10 protein-coding genes and 1 pseudogene are annotated in these 16,584 nt (G+C 71.3%); 8 read left to right on the top strand and 3 right to left on the bottom strand.

Annotated features, from left to right (window positions below; all coding sequences use genetic code 11):
* The first annotated feature begins 231 nt into the window (after positions 1-231).
* From ACFVYA_RS26425 to ACFVYA_RS26415, 3 genes are all read left to right on the top strand, one after another.
* On the top strand, positions 232-957 hold the full coding sequence (locus tag ACFVYA_RS26425; RefSeq protein ID WP_387048708.1) for a hypothetical protein: 726 nt from the start codon (positions 232-234) through the stop codon (positions 955-957).
* 41 nt (positions 958-998) lie between these two features.
* Complete coding sequence (locus ACFVYA_RS26420) at positions 999-4,199, top strand: glycosyltransferase (protein ID WP_387048706.1); 3,201 nt, start codon at positions 999-1,001, stop codon at positions 4,197-4,199.
* Between the two features lie 116 nt (positions 4,200-4,315).
* Entirely contained in the window at positions 4,316-5,365 is a 1,050-nt protein-coding gene (locus ACFVYA_RS26415; protein ID WP_387048704.1) for a fatty acid desaturase family protein, read from the top strand.
* Positions 5,366-5,571: 206 nt separating this feature from the next.
* Here ACFVYA_RS26415 and ACFVYA_RS26410 read toward each other — a convergent pair.
* From ACFVYA_RS26410 to ACFVYA_RS26400, 3 genes and pseudogenes are all read right to left on the bottom strand, one after another.
* Positions 5,572-5,786 (bottom strand): annotated as a pseudogene (locus ACFVYA_RS26410) (IS5/IS1182 family transposase); the annotation flags it as partial.
* A gap of 14 nt (positions 5,787-5,800) precedes the next feature.
* The gene (locus ACFVYA_RS26405; protein ID WP_387048703.1) at positions 5,801-6,724 is read right to left on the bottom strand and encodes an alpha/beta hydrolase; all 924 of its coding nucleotides are present in this window, start codon (positions 6,722-6,724) and stop codon (positions 5,801-5,803) included.
* On the bottom strand, positions 6,721-7,503 hold the full coding sequence (locus tag ACFVYA_RS26400; RefSeq protein ID WP_387048701.1) for a class I SAM-dependent methyltransferase: 783 nt from the start codon (positions 7,501-7,503) through the stop codon (positions 6,721-6,723). Before ACFVYA_RS26400 ends, ACFVYA_RS26405 begins: the two co-directional genes overlap by 4 nt.
* A gap of 198 nt (positions 7,504-7,701) precedes the next feature.
* On the opposite strand from ACFVYA_RS26400, the gene ACFVYA_RS26395 reads away from it, so the two are divergent.
* The 5 genes from ACFVYA_RS26395 to ACFVYA_RS26375 all read left to right on the top strand — a co-directional run bounded on the left by ACFVYA_RS26395 (position 7,702) and on the right by ACFVYA_RS26375 (position 16,524).
* Positions 7,702-9,960, top strand: coding sequence for a discoidin domain-containing protein (locus ACFVYA_RS26395; RefSeq protein WP_387048699.1), 2,259 nt, complete (start codon positions 7,702-7,704; stop codon positions 9,958-9,960).
* Between the two features lie 23 nt (positions 9,961-9,983).
* A complete protein-coding gene (locus ACFVYA_RS26390; protein WP_387048698.1) occupies positions 9,984-12,170 on the top strand; it encodes a discoidin domain-containing protein in 2,187 nt (728 codons plus the stop codon).
* 101 nt (positions 12,171-12,271) lie between these two features.
* Entirely contained in the window at positions 12,272-12,946 is a 675-nt protein-coding gene (locus ACFVYA_RS26385) for a winged helix-turn-helix domain-containing protein (RefSeq protein ID WP_387048697.1), read from the top strand.
* Positions 12,943-14,373: a sensor histidine kinase gene (locus ACFVYA_RS26380; protein WP_387048696.1), complete on the top strand. Its 1,431-nt coding sequence runs from the start codon at positions 12,943-12,945 to the stop codon at positions 14,371-14,373. Before ACFVYA_RS26385 ends, ACFVYA_RS26380 begins: the two co-directional genes overlap by 4 nt.
* A 1,143-nt stretch (positions 14,374-15,516) precedes the next feature.
* Positions 15,517-16,524, top strand: coding sequence for a LacI family DNA-binding transcriptional regulator (locus ACFVYA_RS26375; protein WP_387048695.1), 1,008 nt, complete (start codon positions 15,517-15,519; stop codon positions 16,522-16,524).
* Positions 16,525-16,584 lie beyond the last annotated feature (60 nt).

The following is a 16,584-nucleotide window of genomic DNA, read 5'->3' as shown; positions in this document are numbered from 1 at the left end:
GAGCCCGGAAGATTGGTCTCTTCGGCGTAGTTGATGTGACGCAAGGCCCTAGCTGTCACCCACGCTCGGACCGGATGCTGGGAACACGGAGAGCAACACGCAGAGGGCGTGTGGAGTTGCCACACTGCTTCCGCGCCGCTGGGGGCTCAGCCGCGCGTCGTGCTCGCCGCTTCCGAGTATCTCCGGCTCCTGACCGATTCCCCTGATTCACGAGTTCATGAAGGAGTCACCGTGGTCACCCAGCACTATCCGCGCGGTCCGGATCTGTTCGCCGGACTCGGTTCCGGCAAACGTCAGCAGGCCCGCAACGCCGAGGCGAACCGTCGCGTCGATCCGGTCTTCGTCGATCCGAGCGGGCGCCGGCGGCTGCTGGTTCGCGGTTCGGCCGGGGTACTGGCCGTCGCGGGGGTCGCGTTCATCGCCGGTACCGGGCTGTTGCTGGCCAACCAGCCGGCGACCTCCGCCTCCGCCGACGCCCGGGCGAATTCCGCACCGGGCGGCCTTCCGGCTGCCCCGGGTGCGGGGTACCAGCCGGCCGCCGGCCCGGGAGAGAAGCAGTCGCCGGGGACGGGCCGGAGCTCCGGGCCGCAGATCGCCATCCCGGCGAACGTGCTTCCCCTGTCCCCGGTGGCGAGCGGCAACGCGCCGGAGGGAAAGCAGCCCGCAGGCGGAGCGCAGAGCGGCACGAGCGGGCCCGCGGCCGCGGTGCACCAGCAGCCGGAGAACCCGGCAGCCGTCGGCCAGGCGCCGGTGAACCGGGCCGATCCCGTTCAGCCGGCGCGGCCGGTAGCGGTGGTTCCGCCGGTAGCGGTGGTTCCGCCCGTGGTCGTGCCGCCGCCCGCTCCGGCAGCGGTGGCGCCGGTCGTGTCCGTCGTCCCACCCGTGCTCGAGGTCGTCGGCGACGTGGTCGCACCCGTGACCGGGGCTGTCGGGTCGCTTCTCGGTAACCTGCTGTGACCGGGCGCCGGAGGTGGCGAGGCCGCCTCCGGCTGCCTTGGGTGTTCGCGGGCATCGCGGTGGCCCTGCTGTCGGTGATGCTCGTCATCGCGGGCCTGGCGAGCTCTCAGGTCAGCAACGACGCCAAGGCGCACGACCCGGTGGGCACCGCGTCGGTGCCCACCGCGGTGATCAACGGTGGCGCGGTGGTCGACGCGACCCGGTCGCCGGTGGCCTCGCGGGCACCGGCCGCCAAGACCATCGCCCTGACCTTCGACGACGGACCCGATCCGACCTGGACGCCCCAGATCCTCTCCATCCTGCGCAAGCACCAGGTGCCCGCGACGTTCTTCGTCGTCGGCTCGATGGCATCGCGCCATCCGGAACTCCTCCGCAGGATCCACGACTCCGGTTCGGAAATCGGGCTGCACACCTTCACCCACCCCGACCTGGTGGACGTCTCCCCGTGGCGGATGGACCGGGAGCTGGACCAGACGGAAATGGTGCTCGTCGGCAGCACCGGCCTGACGACCAACCTCTTCCGCCCGCCGTATTCCTCCGGCGTCTCCGCCGTCGACGATCTCGGCTACCGCACCGTGCAGTCCGCGGCCGCGCGCGGTTACCTCAGCGTCTTCACCGACACCGACAGCGACGACTGGGCCCGGCCGGGGGTCTCGGCGATCGTGCACAACGCCACGCCGCCCTCGGACGCGGGTTCGATCGTGCTGATGCACGACGCCGGCGGCGACCGGTCCGAGACGGTCGCGGCACTGGATCAGCTGATCCCGCGGCTGCAGGAGCAGGGCTACCACTTCACCACCGTCACCGCCTCGGTCGGGATGGCCCCGGCCAACCAGCCCGCCACCGCCCGGGACCGGGTGACCGGTGAGGTCCTGCTGGGCGCCATCGGCGTTTCCCTCGCCGTGGTCGCCTGGCTGCAGTGGATCCTGCTGGGCGTCGGCGTGCTGGTGATCGTCCGCCTGCTGCTGATGCTCTTCTACGCGGGCAGGCACGCCCGGCAGCGCCGCCATCCGCGCTGGAGCTGGGGACCACCGGTGACCGAACCGGTCTCGGTCGTCGTGCCCGCCTACAACGAGTCGGCCAACATCGAAGTGGCGCTGCGGTCCATCCTGGCCAGTGACCACCCGGTGGAGGTCGTGGTCGTCGACGACGGGTCCACCGACGGCACCGCCGATCTCGTCGAAGCGCTCGAGCTGCCCGGGGTACGGGTCCTCCGCCAGCGCAACCAGGGCAAGGCGGCCGCGCTGAACGCCGGGGTCGCGCAGGCCCGGCACGACCTCATCGTGATGGTCGACGGGGACACCGTGGTCGAGCCCGCCACCATCCGGCGCCTGGTGCAACCCTTCGCCCAGCCCGGGATCGGGGCGGTGTCGGGCAACGTGAAGATCGTCAACCGCGACACCTTCCTGACCAGGCTGCAGCACATCGAGTACGTCATCGGGTTCAGCGTGGACCGCCGCATGCACGACCTGACCGGGTCGATCTGCACGATTCCGGGCGCCGCGGGCGCGTTCCGGCGTGCCGCGATCGCCGATGCCGGCGGCGTGAGCTCGCTGACCCTGGCCGAGGACACCGATCTGACCATCGGGATCGGCCGTGCGGGCTGGCGGATGGCCTATGTGGACGACGCGGTCGCCTGGACCGAGGCCCCGGCGACCCTGCGGCAGCTGTGGCAGCAGCGGTTCCGCTGGACCTACGGCACGATGCAGTCGGTGTGGCGGCACCGCCGGGCGGTCCTCCAGCGGGGCACGGCGGGCCGCCTGGGCAGGTTCGGGCTCCTGCACGTCCTCGCGTTCCAGATCGTGCTGCCGGTGACCGCACCGCTGATCGACGTCTTCTTCGTCTACGGGCTGTTCTTCCTCGATCCCGGCACGACGCTCGTGCTTTGGCTGTCGGTGATGCTGCTGCAGAGCGCGGGCGCCGCGTACGCCTTCCACCTCGACGGCGAGCCGAAGAGCGCGCTGTGGCTGATCCCGATGCAGCAGCTGGTCTACCGCCAGCTGATGTACGTGGTCCTCATCCAGTCGCTGGGCGCGGCGGTGTCCGGAATTCTCGTGCGCTGGCAACGGATGCACCGCATCGGTGCCCTGCGGGCCACCGTGCGGGCCGAGGTGGCGCCCGCCGAGCCGGTCGAGCAACGGGTCGCTCCGGCCGCCGAACCCTCGCCGCCGGGGCGCCGGGACCGCTGGCTCGACAGCCTGCGCGCGGTCGCGCTGGTGCGGGTCGTGCTCTACCACGCCACGGGCTGGGGGTGGCTGAGCCTCGTCTTCCCGTCCATGGGCGTGATGTTCGCGCTCGGCGGCTCCCTCATGGTGAGCTCACTGCGCCGCACCCCCGCGGTGGACGTCGTCGGCCACCGCATCCGCCGGCTGCTGCCCCCGCTGTGGCTCTTCGGTCTGGTCGCGGTCGGGCTGATGCTCGCGCACGGCTGGGCCCAAGACACCGGCGACGTCGCCCTGAGCTGGCCGCGGATGGTGTTCTGGGTGTTCCCGATCCTGGACCCGCCGGGCAGTCTCTGGGGTGCGGACTTCACGGTGGCGCTGTGGTACCTCCGCGCCTACCTGTGGTTCGTGCTGCTCAGCCCGGTGCTGCTGCTCGCGTTCCGCCGCCGTCCGGTCGTCACCGTGCTCGCCCCGCTGGTCTTCGTCGCGGTGGACGCCGTACTGGGCTCCCCGCTGACCGATTCGGGGCCGGTCGGCGAGGGCGTGCTGGATTTCGTCACCTTCGGGGCGTGCTGGGTGCTGGGCTTCGCCCACCGGGAAGGGTTGCTTCGCCGGATCCACCCGGCCGTGCTGGCGGGACTGTTCGCCGCCGCGGTCGGACTGGGCGCCTGGTGGACGGCGGGGCACCCGCTGCCGGACGGGACGTTCGACCTCAGCGACATCCCGCTGGGGCAGGCGTTGATCTCCGCCGCCGCGATCCTCGTGTTCCTGCGGGTGTCGCCCCAGCTAGCCTGGCTCGACCGGGCGCCGGTGCTCGGCCGGCTGGTGACCCTGCTCAACGCGCGTGCGGTGACGATCTTCCTGTGGCACAACGTCGCCATCGACCTGTCCTATCCCGTCGACGACTGGCTCGGGTGGTCGTCCCAGCCGGTTCGGCTGGCGACAGCGGCGGTCCTCACGGTCGTGGCCGTGCTCGCCTTCGGCTGGGTCGAGGACCTGGCGGCCCGCCGTCCCCCGCAACTGCTTCCCGGTGCCCGCCGGAAGCCGGTCGTTCCCGCGGTCGTTCCGGCGGGCGTCTGACGATTCTCGTGGTGCCGGTCCTGTCTCGTTTAGTCCATGAGTCCGCAGGGAATCCAGGCGAAGTAGTGAACATGTGGTCGCCCCAGCCCCCGGCGCCATGACTGGGAAGGACTTCCATGGTTGCGTCTCCGGAGAGCGTCGACGTCGGCGTTCGCGCGAAGTCGCGAAACGACTTCGGTGATCTCGCTCGCCTGGTACGGCGAGAAGGTCTGCTGGACCGGCGGTATGGCTTCTACGCGGTGAAAATCAGCCTCACGGTGCTGGCGCTGGCCGGCGGGTGCGTGGCGTTCGCGATGCTGGGTGATTCGTGGTGGCAGCTGGCCACCGCGGTGTTCTTCGCGGTGCTGTTCGCCCAGATCGCGTTCCTCGGCCACGACGCCGGCCACAACCAGATCTTCCGGACCGGACGTGCCAACGACCGCGCCGGCTATGCCTTCGGCGGCCTCATCGGGATGAGTTACGGCTGGTGGATGGGCAAGCACAGCCGTCATCACGCCAACCCCAACCACGAAGGCGACGATCCCGACATCGACATCCCGCTGCTGGCCTTCACCCGGGGCCAGTCGGTCGAGAAGAGTGGATTCGTGCGCTGGACTTCGAAGCACCAGGCGGCACTGTTCTTCCCGTTGCTGCTGCTGGAAGGGCTGAGCCTGCACTGGGCAGGCATCCAAGCGGTGTGGCGCGGCGAAGTCAAAGCGCGTTGGCTCGAAGCGGGATTGCTGCTCGCGCACGTCGCCGTTTACCTCGGTGCGGTGTTCGTGGTGTTGTCCCCGCCGGTGGCGGTCGCGTTCATCGCGGTGCACCAGGGATTGTGGGGGGTCTACATGGGGTGCTCGTTCGCGCCGGGCCACAAGGGCATGCCCACCTTCACCGACAAGACACAGCTGGACTTCCTGCGCAAGCAGGTGCTCACCAGCCGCAACGTCCGCGGCGGCCCGTGGGTCGACTTCACGCTCGGCGGGTTGAACTACCAGATCGAGCACCACCTGTTCCCGAGCATGCCGCGCGCCAACCTGCGCCGCGCGCAGCCCCTCGTGCGCGCGTTCTGCGCCGACCACGGGATCGACTACGCTCAGTGCGGGCTGCTGAAGACCTACTACTACGTCCTGCAACACCTGCACGACGCGAGCGCGCCACTCCGCGCGAAGAGCGCACCCGCCCGGTAGCTTGCCGGGCTGAGGAGGTTCGGACCGCGCCCACGATCAGCGAACGAGCCTTCAAATGGGGAGTCGTGGGCCGGGCGGACGAGATGGTTCCGGCCCAGTCGGGCCGGCGGGCCTGCCGGCGAGGGGAGTGCGCCTGGCGTGGGCGAAACCGCGGCGGTCGTCGAAGATGTCGCGGCTCATCTCGGCGAGTTCCCGAACCCGGTAGGTCGACTGCTGGTGAGGATCTTGAAGTTCTTCATCCGGGACAGAACGTGCTCAACGCGAGCGCGGACCTCGGCGATGCCCGAGTCGCGGTGGACGGTGCAGTCGCGCGGCTGCCCGGCTGCGTATCGCCGGTGGCGATGACCAGCCGGGTTTCGGCGTCGATGGCCACCTGCACGTTGGTCGAGTAGCGGTGGTTCTTCGACGGTGTCGCCAGCCGACGCCCTCACCGGGTTACGAGACATCCCTGAGCAGGCGCCGCAACCAGGTCAGCCGGGCGGCGACGGCCGCCCGGCTGAGCGCCGCCTCGGGCACCAGCGCGTCGAAGCCGTGGAAGCCGCCCGGCCACACGTGCAGCTCGGCGTCGCCGCCCGCCTGCCAGATCCGGCTCGCGTACGCGACCACCTCGTCGCGGAACGTCTCGGCCGTGCCGACGTCCAGGAACGCCGGCGGCAGGCCGGAAAGGTCCTCGGCGCGGGCCGGTGCGGCGTAGGCCGGGACGTCACGGCGGTCACCCAGGTACGCCGTCCAGCCGACGTGGTTCGCCGTCCGGTCCCACAGGCCGCGGCCGTCGAGGTCGACGGCCGACGCCGAGTCGTTGCGGTCGTCGAGCATCGGGCAGATCAGCAGCTGCCCGATCGGGAGCGGGCCGCCGCGGTCGCGGGCCAGCAGGGTCGTCGCCGCGGCCAGGCCGCCGCCCGCGCTGATCCCGGCGATCACCGGGACGCCCAGCCGTTCGACCGTCCACAGCAGACCCGCGTAGCAGTCCTCGACGGCCGCCGGGTACGGGTGCTCCGGCGCCAGCCGGTACCCGGGCGAGACGACGGCGAGGCCCAGTTTGCCGGCCCAGCCCAGCAGGTTCGGCACGTCCGGGCCGAGGTGGCTGCCGACGATCAGGCCGCCGCCGTGCACGTGGTAGACGACGCCGGCCGGGGCCCGGTCCGCCGGGGTGACGACCAGCAGCGGCACATCGCCGGCGCGTTCCTCGCGGAAGGTGAATCCGGGGTGCGCGGCCGCCAGCTCTTCGACGGTCCGGAAGTCGGCCGCGACGACCTCGCGGCGCGCGGGGATGTCGGCGAGCGTCACCAGCGGGCTCCGGCCGGCGCGCAGCTCGTCGACGACCGCGGCCAGCTCCGGGTCGAACGGCGGCGGGGTCACGCCGTGGGGTCCGAGACGACGAGGACGAGCGAGCCCTCGAACGTCGGCTGCTCGCGCAGCTTGCCGTAGCGGCGTTCCCACGTGCCGTCGTCGAGGTCGTGCTGCAGTTCCGCGGCGAAGCGGTGGTGCACGCGGTCGTCGACGAAGCTCCACGCCGAGCACGACAGCCGCGCGCCCGGGTCGAGGAGGCGTTCGGGGCGGGCGTAGTAGGCCTCGTTGAAGCCGTCCGTGCAGTCGATCGGGATCGGCACGCCGACCACCGAGGTGTGCCCGCCGAGGCCGTCGGCGATGTCGTCGACCGACGGGTAGCGCCGGGCCTCGGTCTCGATCACTTCGGGCGCGTAGTCGAGCAGCCAGAAGCGGCGCAGCAGCTGAGGGTCGCAGGTCAGGATGGCGATCGGGCCGCGCGTGACGCGGCGCATCTCCTTGAGACCGGCCCACAGGTCGTTCCACTGGTGCACGCTGAACGTGCTCATCGCGCCCTCGAACGCCCGGTCCGGGAACGGCAGCTTCTCGGCCACGGCGTCGACCGCCGGCGACAGGCCCGCCGGGCGCTGCGCACGCATCGAGGCCGACGGCTCGACAGCCGTCACTTCGCGGTCTTCGGGTTCGTACGCGCCGGCGCCCGCGCCGACGTTCAGCACGGTCCGCGCGTCACCCAGCGCGTCGACGAGGTACTGGCCGATGCGGGGATCCGGCTTGCGGTAGTCGGTGTAGACCCCGCCGATGGCGCCGTAGTCGGCGTCCCCGGCGCTCCCGTCCGCACGTCGCTGGCTCATGTCCAGAAACTAGCAGCGGAACGCGGCTGCCCGGTCGTTGCTCCGCGGGAGGTAAGCGAGCGTCGGACATCCGGCGCAGCCGTCAATTCCTGTCGCAAACTTGCGTAAGTTCGTTCAACTATTGCGATTTCTTGTCCGGGATTCGTATGATCCCCGTCACAGAGGTCCCCACCTGCTGCGGAAAGGCCAGTGCCGCCCATGTCTCCCAGCTCTGTCTTCAGCGCGCCCGAATTCAGGTTCGGCGCCCTCGCCACGGCGGTGATCGCCGCCGCCGGACTCACGATCGCCGCCGGTCCCGCGGGAAACGCGGCCCCGGCCGCCGGCCGGGGCGCGACGGTTCCCTTCCTCGAACAAGAAGCCGAAACCGCCGCCACCAACGGTTCGGTCATCGGCCCGAACCGCGCCGCGGGCACCCTCGCCGGCGAAGCCTCCGGCCGGAAGGCCGTGACGCTGTCCGGCCAGGGCCAGTACGTCGAGTTCACCCTCACCGCACCGGCGAACTCGATCGACTTCCGGTACAGCGTCCCGGACTCCGCGAGCGGGACGATCTCGCTCTACGTCGGCGGTGCCCACAACCGGGACATCCCGCTGACGTCGAAGTGGGCCTGGTACTACGGCTCGTACCCCTTCACCAACAACCCGGGTGACGGTCACGCGCACCACTTCTACGACGAGGCCCGCGCACTGCTCGGCACGTCCTACCCGGCCGGGACGAAGATCAGGCTGCAGGCCGACGCGGGCGACGTCACGCCGGTCACCGTCGACCTCGCCGACTTCGAGCAGGTCGGCGCGGCCGCGACCCGGCCGGCGAACTCGGTGTCCGTCACCGACTACGGCGCCACCGCGGGCGACACGAGCGACGACGCCGCGGCGTTCGACGCGGCGGTCGCGGCGGCACGCAGCCAGGGCAAGGAAGCCTGGATCCCGTCCGGCACCTTCACCCTCGGCCACCACATCACGGTCGACCAGGTGACGATCCGCGGTGCCGGACCCTGGTACTCGGTGCTGACCGGCCCGCGCGCGGGCATCTTCGGCAAGGGCGAACCGGAGAGCTGCGGAACCCCGACGTATCCCGGCAATCCCGCCGTGCCCGGTGTCAGCAGCGCGGTGAAGCTCTACGACTTCGCGATCATCGGCCAGGTCGACGCCCGCGTCGACTGCGACCAGTCGAACGCGATCGGCGGCGCGCTGGGCGGTGGCTCGGTCGTGCAGAACCTGTGGCTGCAGCACACGAAGGTCGGGCTGTGGCTCGACGGGCCGTTCGACGGGCTCACCGTGACCGGCAACCGGATCCTCGACCAGACCGCCGACGGGCTGAACCTGCACCAGGGCATCAGCAACGTCACCGTGACGAACAACTTCCTGCGCAACACCGGCGACGACGGCCTGGCGATGTGGTCCGAGCACCAAGCCGACCACCACAACACGTTCTCCTTCAACACCGTGCTGCTGCCGATCCTGGCCAACAACATCGCGATCTACGGCGGGCACGACAACACCGTGTCCGACAACGTCGTCGCCGACAACCAGGACCAGGGCGGTGGTCTGCACGTCGCGAACCGGTTCAGCGCGGTGCCGCTGTCGGGCACCACGACGGTGGCGCGCAACACCGCGATCCGCACCGGCGTGCTCGACTCGAACTGGCAGTTCGGCGTCGGCGCGCTGTGGTTCGACGGCCGCGACTCGGCCATCACCGGCCGGATCGACGTCACCGGCAACGACCTGCTGGACAACAGCTACGAGGCGATCCAGTTCATCGACGGCGCCACCACGGACGTGCACTTCAGCGACATCCGGATCAGCGGCGCCGGCACGTTCGCCTGGCAGCTGCAGGCGAAGCCGTCGGGGTCGGTGAAGAACGTCGTCGCGACCGGGGTCGGCCGGGCGGGTGTCTACAACTGCATGGGGCCCGACGCGATGAGCGGCCTGGCCGACCAGGGCGGCAACTCGGGCTGGACCACGACCTACTGCGGCTCGTGGCCGGCACCCGTCTACGGCTCGGACAACGGCGGCACGACGACTCCGCCCACCACCACGCCGCCCACCACCACGCCGACCCAGCCGGGCGGGAACCTGGCGCTGCACAAGGCAGTCGGCGCGTCCGGCGCCCAAGGTGGTTTCCCGCCGGGCAACGCCGTCGACGGCGACGCGAACTCGTACTGGGAGAGCACGAACAACGCGTTCCCGCAGTCGCTGACCGTCGACTTCGGCAGCACGGTCACCGTCTCGCGGCTGGTGCTGAAGCTGCCGCCGTCCTCGGCGTGGGGCACCCGCACGCAGACGATCTCGGTCGACGGGGTCAAGGCCGCGGCGGGCTACACCTTCGCCCCGGCGTCCGGCAACACCGCGACCGTGACCTTCCCGGCGGCGTCGGTGCGCACCCTCCGGCTGACTTTCACCGGCAACACCGGCTGGCCCGCGGGTCAGCTGTCCGAGCTCGAAGCCTATTCGTCCTGAACCCCGTGAGAAAGGTGACGACGATGTCCCCCATTCCCCGGCGCCGCGCGGCGCTGCTGGCCGCGGCCCTCGCCGCGGCCGGCCTGACCGTGCTGGCCGGCGGCACCCCGGCGGCCGCGGCGACCTGTCCCACCACGGCGTCCGGCGGCGCGAGTGTGCCGTTCCGGACCGTCGAGGCCGAGTGCTCGGCGACCAACGGCTCGGCCGTCGGCCCCGACTACACGCAGGCCGGCTTGGCTTCGGAGGCCTCCGGGCGGCAGGCGGTCCGGATCGGCACCGGCCAGTACGTCGAGTTCACGCTGCCCGCGGCGGCCAACTCGATCAACGTCCACTACAGCGTGCCGGACGGCTCGTCCGGCCGCCTCACGGTGTCCGTCAACGGGACCAAGCTGGCGCTGCCCGTGACCGCGCACTATTCCTATGTGGACACCAGCTGGATCCCCGGCGCCAAGACGCACCACTTCTTCGACGACGCCCGGCTGCTGCTGGGCCAGAACCTGTCCGCCGGGGCGAAGGTGCGGGTGCAGGCCGACTCCGGTGACGTCGGCCAGGCGACCATCGACCTCGCCGACTTCGAGCAGGTCGGCGGCGTGGGCACGAAACCGGCGAACGCCCTGTCGGTCACCGACTACGGCGCCACCGCGAACGACTCCTCGGACGACACGCAGGCGTTCCGGAACGCGCTGGCGGCGGCGCGCTCGCAGGGCCGCGAGGTGTGGGTGCCGTCCGGGCGCTTCGAAATCTCCTCGGCGCTGCAGATCGACCAGACGACCGTCCGGGGCGCGGGCCAGTGGTACACCGTGCTGCACGGCAACAACATCTTCAACAACGGCGGCGCGTCCGGGAACATCAAGCTGTACGACTTCGCGGTCTTCGGTGACGTGACCGAGCGCAACGACGGCAGCCCGGACAACGCGTTCCACGGCGTCCTCGGCACCGGCTCCGTCGTGAGCGGCCTGTGGATCCAGGACACCAAGTGCGGGCTGTGGCTGATGAACGGCGCTTCTTCGAATCTCACCATCGAAAACAACCGCATCCTCGACACCCAGGCCGACGGCGTGAACTTCGACGGCGCCGTGACGAACTCGACGCTGCGCAACAACTACCTGCGCAACAACGGTGACGACGGGCTCGCGCTGTGGTCCAACGGCCAGGCCGACGCGGGCAACACCATCGCGAACAACACCGTCGTGCAGCCCAACCTGGCCAACGGCATCGCGCTGTACGGCGGGTCGAACAACACCGTGAGCGGCAACCTGGTCCAGGACACCAACGCCCTCGGCGGCGGCTACCTGGTGGCGAACCGGTTCAACTCGGTGCCGCTGTCGGGCACGGTCACGCTTTCGAACAACACCGCGCTGCGGGCCGGGGCGCTCGACCCGAACTGGCAGTTCGGCGTCGGCGCGCTGTGGTTCGACGCGCGCGACCAGGCGATCACCGGCGTCACCATCCGCGTCACCGGGTTCACCGCGATCCAGAGCCCGTACGAGGCCATCCAGTTCATCGACGGCAACGGCGCGGGCAAGCCGATCCAGGGCATCACCATCGACGGCGTCTCCGTGCAGGGCGTCGGCACCTTCGTGGCGCAAGCGCAGACGCAGGGGTCGGTGTCGATCAGCAACCTGACGGCGTCCGGCGTCGGCGTCACCGGGACGTACAACTGCCCCTACCCGGCGTCGATCCCCCGCATGACCTTCGGCGGGTCGGGCAACAACGGCTGGACCGGCACCTGGGGCGACTGCTCGACCTGGCCCGCGCCGAACTCGGGTCCGCCGCAGCCGCCGCGGCCCGGCACCGACCTCGCCCGCGGGAAGGCGATCAGCTCGTCGTCCCAGCAGGGCGGGTTCCCGCCGTCGAACGCCAACGACGGCGACGCCAACAGCTACTGGGAGAGCGCCAACAACGCGTTCCCGCAGACGCTGACGGTGGACCTGGGCACGGCGTCGTCGATCAACAAGGTGACGCTTCGCCTGCCGCCGTCCTCGGCCTGGGGCGCGCGCACCCAGACGGTGACGATCTCCGGCAGCACCGACGGCGGCTCGTACACGACGCTGGTGGGGTCGCGCGGCTACTCGTTCGACCCGGCGTCCGGCAACACGGCCTCGGTGTCCTTCGCGACGACGTCCCAGCGGTTCGTGCGGCTGACCTTCACCGGCAACACGGGCTGGCCCGCCGGCCAGGCGGCCGGATTCGAGGTGGCGGCGGCCTGATGTGACGAAACCGCACGGCGGCTCGACGGTTCCGCACGGGAACCGCCGGGCCGCCGGGCGCTGCATTAGTCTCGCCGGAACGATCATCCCGGGGAGGGCCCGTGCCGCGTCTGCTGCTCGTCGAGGACGACGAACCGCTGGCCGAAGCGCTTTCGCTGGCGTTGCGCGCGTTGGGCCACGACGTCGTCCACGCTCCTACCGGCGAGCACGCGCTGACCGCGCTGGGCGACGCCGAGTTCGTCCTCCTCGACGTCATGCTGCCCGGTATCGACGGCTTCGAGGTCTGCCGCCGCATCCGCGCCCGCAGCCGGCTGCCGATCGTGCTGCTGACCGCCCGCGGCGACCCGATCGACGTCGTCGCCGGGCTCGAGTGCGGCGCCGACGACTACGTGGTCAAGCCGGCCGAGCCGCGCGTGCTCGACGCGCGGATCAAGGCGATCGGCCGCCGCGCGCAGCCGGCCGTGCCGGAAGCCGGCCTGTTCCGGGTGGGCGAGCTGGCGATCGACGCCGCCGCGATGAGCGTCACCCGCGCCGGCGAGGAACTCGCGCTGACCGCCACGGAGATCCGGCTGCTCGTCGAGTTCGCCGAGCACCCGAACCAGGTGCTGAGCCGCCAGGTGCTGCTCAAGCGCGTCTGGGACTACGGCTACGTCGGCGACTCGCGGATCGTCGACGCGGCGGTCGCGCGGCTGCGGGCGAAGGTGGAGGACGATCCGGCGAATCCGGTGCTGCTGCGGACGGTCCGCGGCCTGGGCTACCGCCTGGTGACGAAGTGAGGCTCCCGGCCATCAGCCTGCGGACCCGGATCGTCGCGGCGATCGTCGGCGTGACCACGACGGCGACGGCGGTCATGGCGTATTCGGCATACCAGGTGCAAGCGGACGAGGCGTTGAGCCGGTTCGCTGTGTCGGCCGTGGCCAATTCCGGCGCCGACCGGCAGATCCTCCTGCAGTTCTCGAAAGTGGGCAGCGCCGGGTGGCTCGACGACGTCGCCCACCGCCTCGGCCTCGACCCGGATTGGGCGCTGGTGACCGAACGGCCCGGTGGGTCCGTCGAAGTCGTGCGCAGCGCCGTCGGTCCCGGCAACCTGCTGCCCGCGACCATCCCGGCGCCGGACAAGCTCGAGATGCTGAGCGCCGTCCGGGACGAGCTGTTCCGCCAGCGGAGGCCCGAGCAGTTCGGGACCGCCTACTCCAGAGTGCCGCAGACCGGCCGGAAGGTGTTCGTGGTCAACGCGAATCTCCCCGTCCCCGGCTACCACCTCGTCCAGTTCTTCGACTTCAGCCAGTTCGACGACGATCTGACCGAGCTGCGCTGGAAGCTGGTCCGCACCGCGGCCGGGGTGAGCGTGCTGGGGGCCGGCGCCGCGTTCCTGATCGGCCGCCGGATCCGCCGTCCCATCAAGGCGCTGTCCGCGGCCGCCGACGAGCTGGGCAAGGGTGCGCTCGGCACGCGGGTCCCGGTCAAGGGCCGCGACGAGGTCGCCGCGCTCGCCGAGTCGTTCAACACGATGGCCGCCCGCCTCGGCGAATCCATCGAAGAGCTGCACGCGAAAGACCGCCAGCAGCGGCGGTTCGTCGCCGACGTGGCCCACGACCTGCGGACCCCGCTCGCCTCGATGATCGCCACCGTCGACAGCCTCGACCACGCCGAGCCCGCCACCCGCACCCGGGCCGCCGAGATCCTCGGCACCCAGGCGCGGCGGCTGGCGAAGCTCGTCGAAGACCTCCTCGAGATCGCCCGGTTCGACGCCGGGAAGGCCGACCTGCGGCTGGCGCCCGTCGACCTCGCCGACCTGGTCGCGGACGCCGCCGACGTCACCGGCGTCGAGGCCGCCGTGACGGCGAGCGGGGACGTCACGGTCGTCGCCGACCCGCGGCGGGTGCACACCGTGGTGGCGAACCTGCTGAGCAACGCCGTCCGGCACGGGGCCGCGCCGGTGACGGTCGCCCTCGACGGGACCGGCGAGGACGTCGTCGTGCGGGTCGCCGACGCCGGCCCCGGCGTCCCGGAAGACCTGCTGCCGCTCCTGTTCGACCGGTTCACCCGCGGCGACCACGCGCGTCAGGCGACCGAGGGCAGCGGGCTCGGGCTGGCGATCGCCCGGGAGAACGTGCTGGCGCACGGCGGATCGCTCACGGTGCACAACGACGGCGGGGCCGTGTTCACCGTGCGGTTGCCCCGGGGTGTCGAGAACGCCTGACCGGCGAAGGCGCTGACCGCCCGCCAGGACAGCTCACGCGGGTGCTGGGCGTCGAAGTACGGCAGCGGCAGGTGCGCGAGCAGCACCGCGGCCCCGATCAGCGGCAGCGGGCGCAGCTCCCGCGGCGGGCCCAGCCACAGCAGCACGGCGAAGTTGGTGACCAGCAGGAATCCCCATCGCGCCCAGTCCCAGCCCGCGAAGGCGAGCAACGCCGGAGCCGCGACGGCCGCGACCGCGAGCACGTCACGCCGCTGCACCAGGAAGCCGGCCACCACGACCACGAGGATCGGCGCCACGAGCAGCAGGACTTCGGTGATCGAATACAGCTGCCAGCTTTCGCTCTGGGTGCGTTCGAACAAGGCCAGTGCGTCGGATCGCCGGGTGAAGTCCGCGGTGGCCATCGCGGTCTCGAGCCGCGTGACCGCGCCCGCGCTCGACGCCGGGAGCGCGAGCACGGCGAGTTCCACCACGACCGGCGGCACGAGCAGCATCGCGGTGATCCGCACTGAGGACCGCCGCAGCAGCACGACCGCGAAGACCGGGAGGACGGTGAGCGCCGCGATCTCGTGGGTGAGCACCGCGGCCGTCATCAGCCCGGAGGCCACCGCGGGCCGGCGCGGCAGCTGCCACAAAGCGGCGAACAGCAGCAGGTACAGCACCTGGTCGAAGTAGCCGGCCTCGTGGAAGAGGAAGCCGCCGGAGGGCAGCAGCAGCCAGCCGGCGACCAGGAGCTTCCGGCCCGGGTGCCGGGCGCGGGCGAACGCGACGGCCAGCACTCCGAGCACCGCGGCGAGGACGGCGAGCCCAGCGGCGGCGAACACCCAGTACGCGTAACCGGTCGCCAGTGCGAGCGGGTGGAGCAGGGTGCCGACGAGGAACCGGCGGTGGAAGCCGTCGGTCAGCGAGACGGCTTCCAGGGTCACGGCCCAGTCACCCGGCATGCGGAACCCGCGGTAGGCGGCCAGCAGGAGAGCGAGCGCCGCGAGCGTGGTCAGGCCACGAGACGTGGTGGTGCGGTCGAGGGTGGTGGTCACGTCGGCCAAGCTAGGAACGGGATGTGCGTGCGCGATGACCGTGGACCACCAGGTCCGCACCGGTTTCGCACGTCGTGCTTTTGCACTGGATTGCGGTAAAGTTTCAGCCATGACGCGTCGTCTTGCCGAAGTCGCCCGCCAGGTCGGGGTCAGCGAAGCCACGGTCAGCCGGGTGCTCAACGGCCGGTCCGGGGTGTCCGCGAGCACCCGCGCCGCCGTGCTCACCGCGCTGGACGTGATGGGGTACGAGCGGCCCACCCAACTGCGGGGCGAGCGGGCCCGGCTGGTCGGGCTGGTGCTGCCGGAGCTGCAGAACCCGATCTTCCCGGCGCTGGCCGAGATCATGGGCAACGCCCTCGCCCAGCAGGGGTTCACGCCGGTGCTCTGCACGCGGACGGCGGGCGGGGTGTCCGAAGCGGAGTACGTCGAGCTGCTCCTGCAGCAGCAGGTGTCGGGCGTGGTGTTCGCCGGCGGCCTGTACGCGCAGGCGGACGCGATCCACTCCCACTACCACCACCTCGTCGAGCGACGGCTGCCGACGGTGCTGATCAACGCGGCGGTCGACCACCTCGGGCTGCCCCAAGTCTCGTGCGACGACGCGGTGGCCGTCGAGCAGGTCGTCGGGCACCTGAGCTCGCTCGGGCACGAGAAGATCGGCCTCGTCCTCGGCCCGTCCGACCACGTTCCGTCGCGGCGGAAGCTGGAGGCGTTCCGCTCCTACGCGGCCAAACTCGGGCTGCCGGTCCTGGAGGAGCTGATCGAGCACGGGATGTTTTCGATCGAGGGCGGCCACGCGGCGGCGGCCCGCCTGTACCCCCGCGGCGCGACGGCGGTGCTCTGCGCCAGCGACCTGCTGGCCCTCGGCGCGATCCGCGCGGCCCGCCGGCAGGGCCTGTCGGTGCCGGAGGACGTTTCGGTGGTCGGCTACGACGACTCGGCCCTGATGAACTGCACCGACCCGCCCCTGACGACCACCCGCCAGCCGATCGAGGCGATGGGCCGAGCGGTGGTGGAACTGCTGGTCAAGCGCATCAACGGCGGCGAGGTGGCGGCCGAAGAGCTGTTGTTCGCGCCGGAACTGGTGGTCCGCGGGTCCACGGCCCGCCGCATCGCCTGACCCCCGCGATCCGAGAGGCGCGACGGCCCCGAGCCGTCGCGCCTTTTTCGTGCCCGCGCT

Source organism: Amycolatopsis sp. NPDC058278 (assembly GCF_042881395.1).
Lineage (GTDB): Bacteria > Actinomycetota > Actinomycetes > Mycobacteriales > Pseudonocardiaceae > Amycolatopsis.
This window is presented reverse-complemented; position numbering and strand designations above follow the sequence as displayed.

What these genes read in the sequence shown, in the direction of transcription:
- ACFVYA_RS26375 (WP_387048695.1), top strand. Translation starts at nt 15,517, where the DNA reads ATGACGCGTCGTCTTGCCGAAGTCGCCCGCCAGGTCGGGGTCAGCGAA.
- ACFVYA_RS26415 (WP_387048704.1), top strand. Translation starts at nt 4,316, where the DNA reads ATGGTTGCGTCTCCGGAGAGCGTCGACGTCGGCGTTCGCGCGAAGTCG.
- ACFVYA_RS26390 (WP_387048698.1), top strand. Translation starts at nt 9,984, where the DNA reads ATGTCCCCCATTCCCCGGCGCCGCGCGGCGCTGCTGGCCGCGGCCCTC.
- ACFVYA_RS26395 (WP_387048699.1), top strand. Translation starts at nt 7,702, where the DNA reads ATGTCTCCCAGCTCTGTCTTCAGCGCGCCCGAATTCAGGTTCGGCGCC.
- ACFVYA_RS26400 (WP_387048701.1), bottom strand. Translation starts at nt 7,503, where the DNA reads ATGAGCCAGCGACGTGCGGACGGGAGCGCCGGGGACGCCGACTACGGC.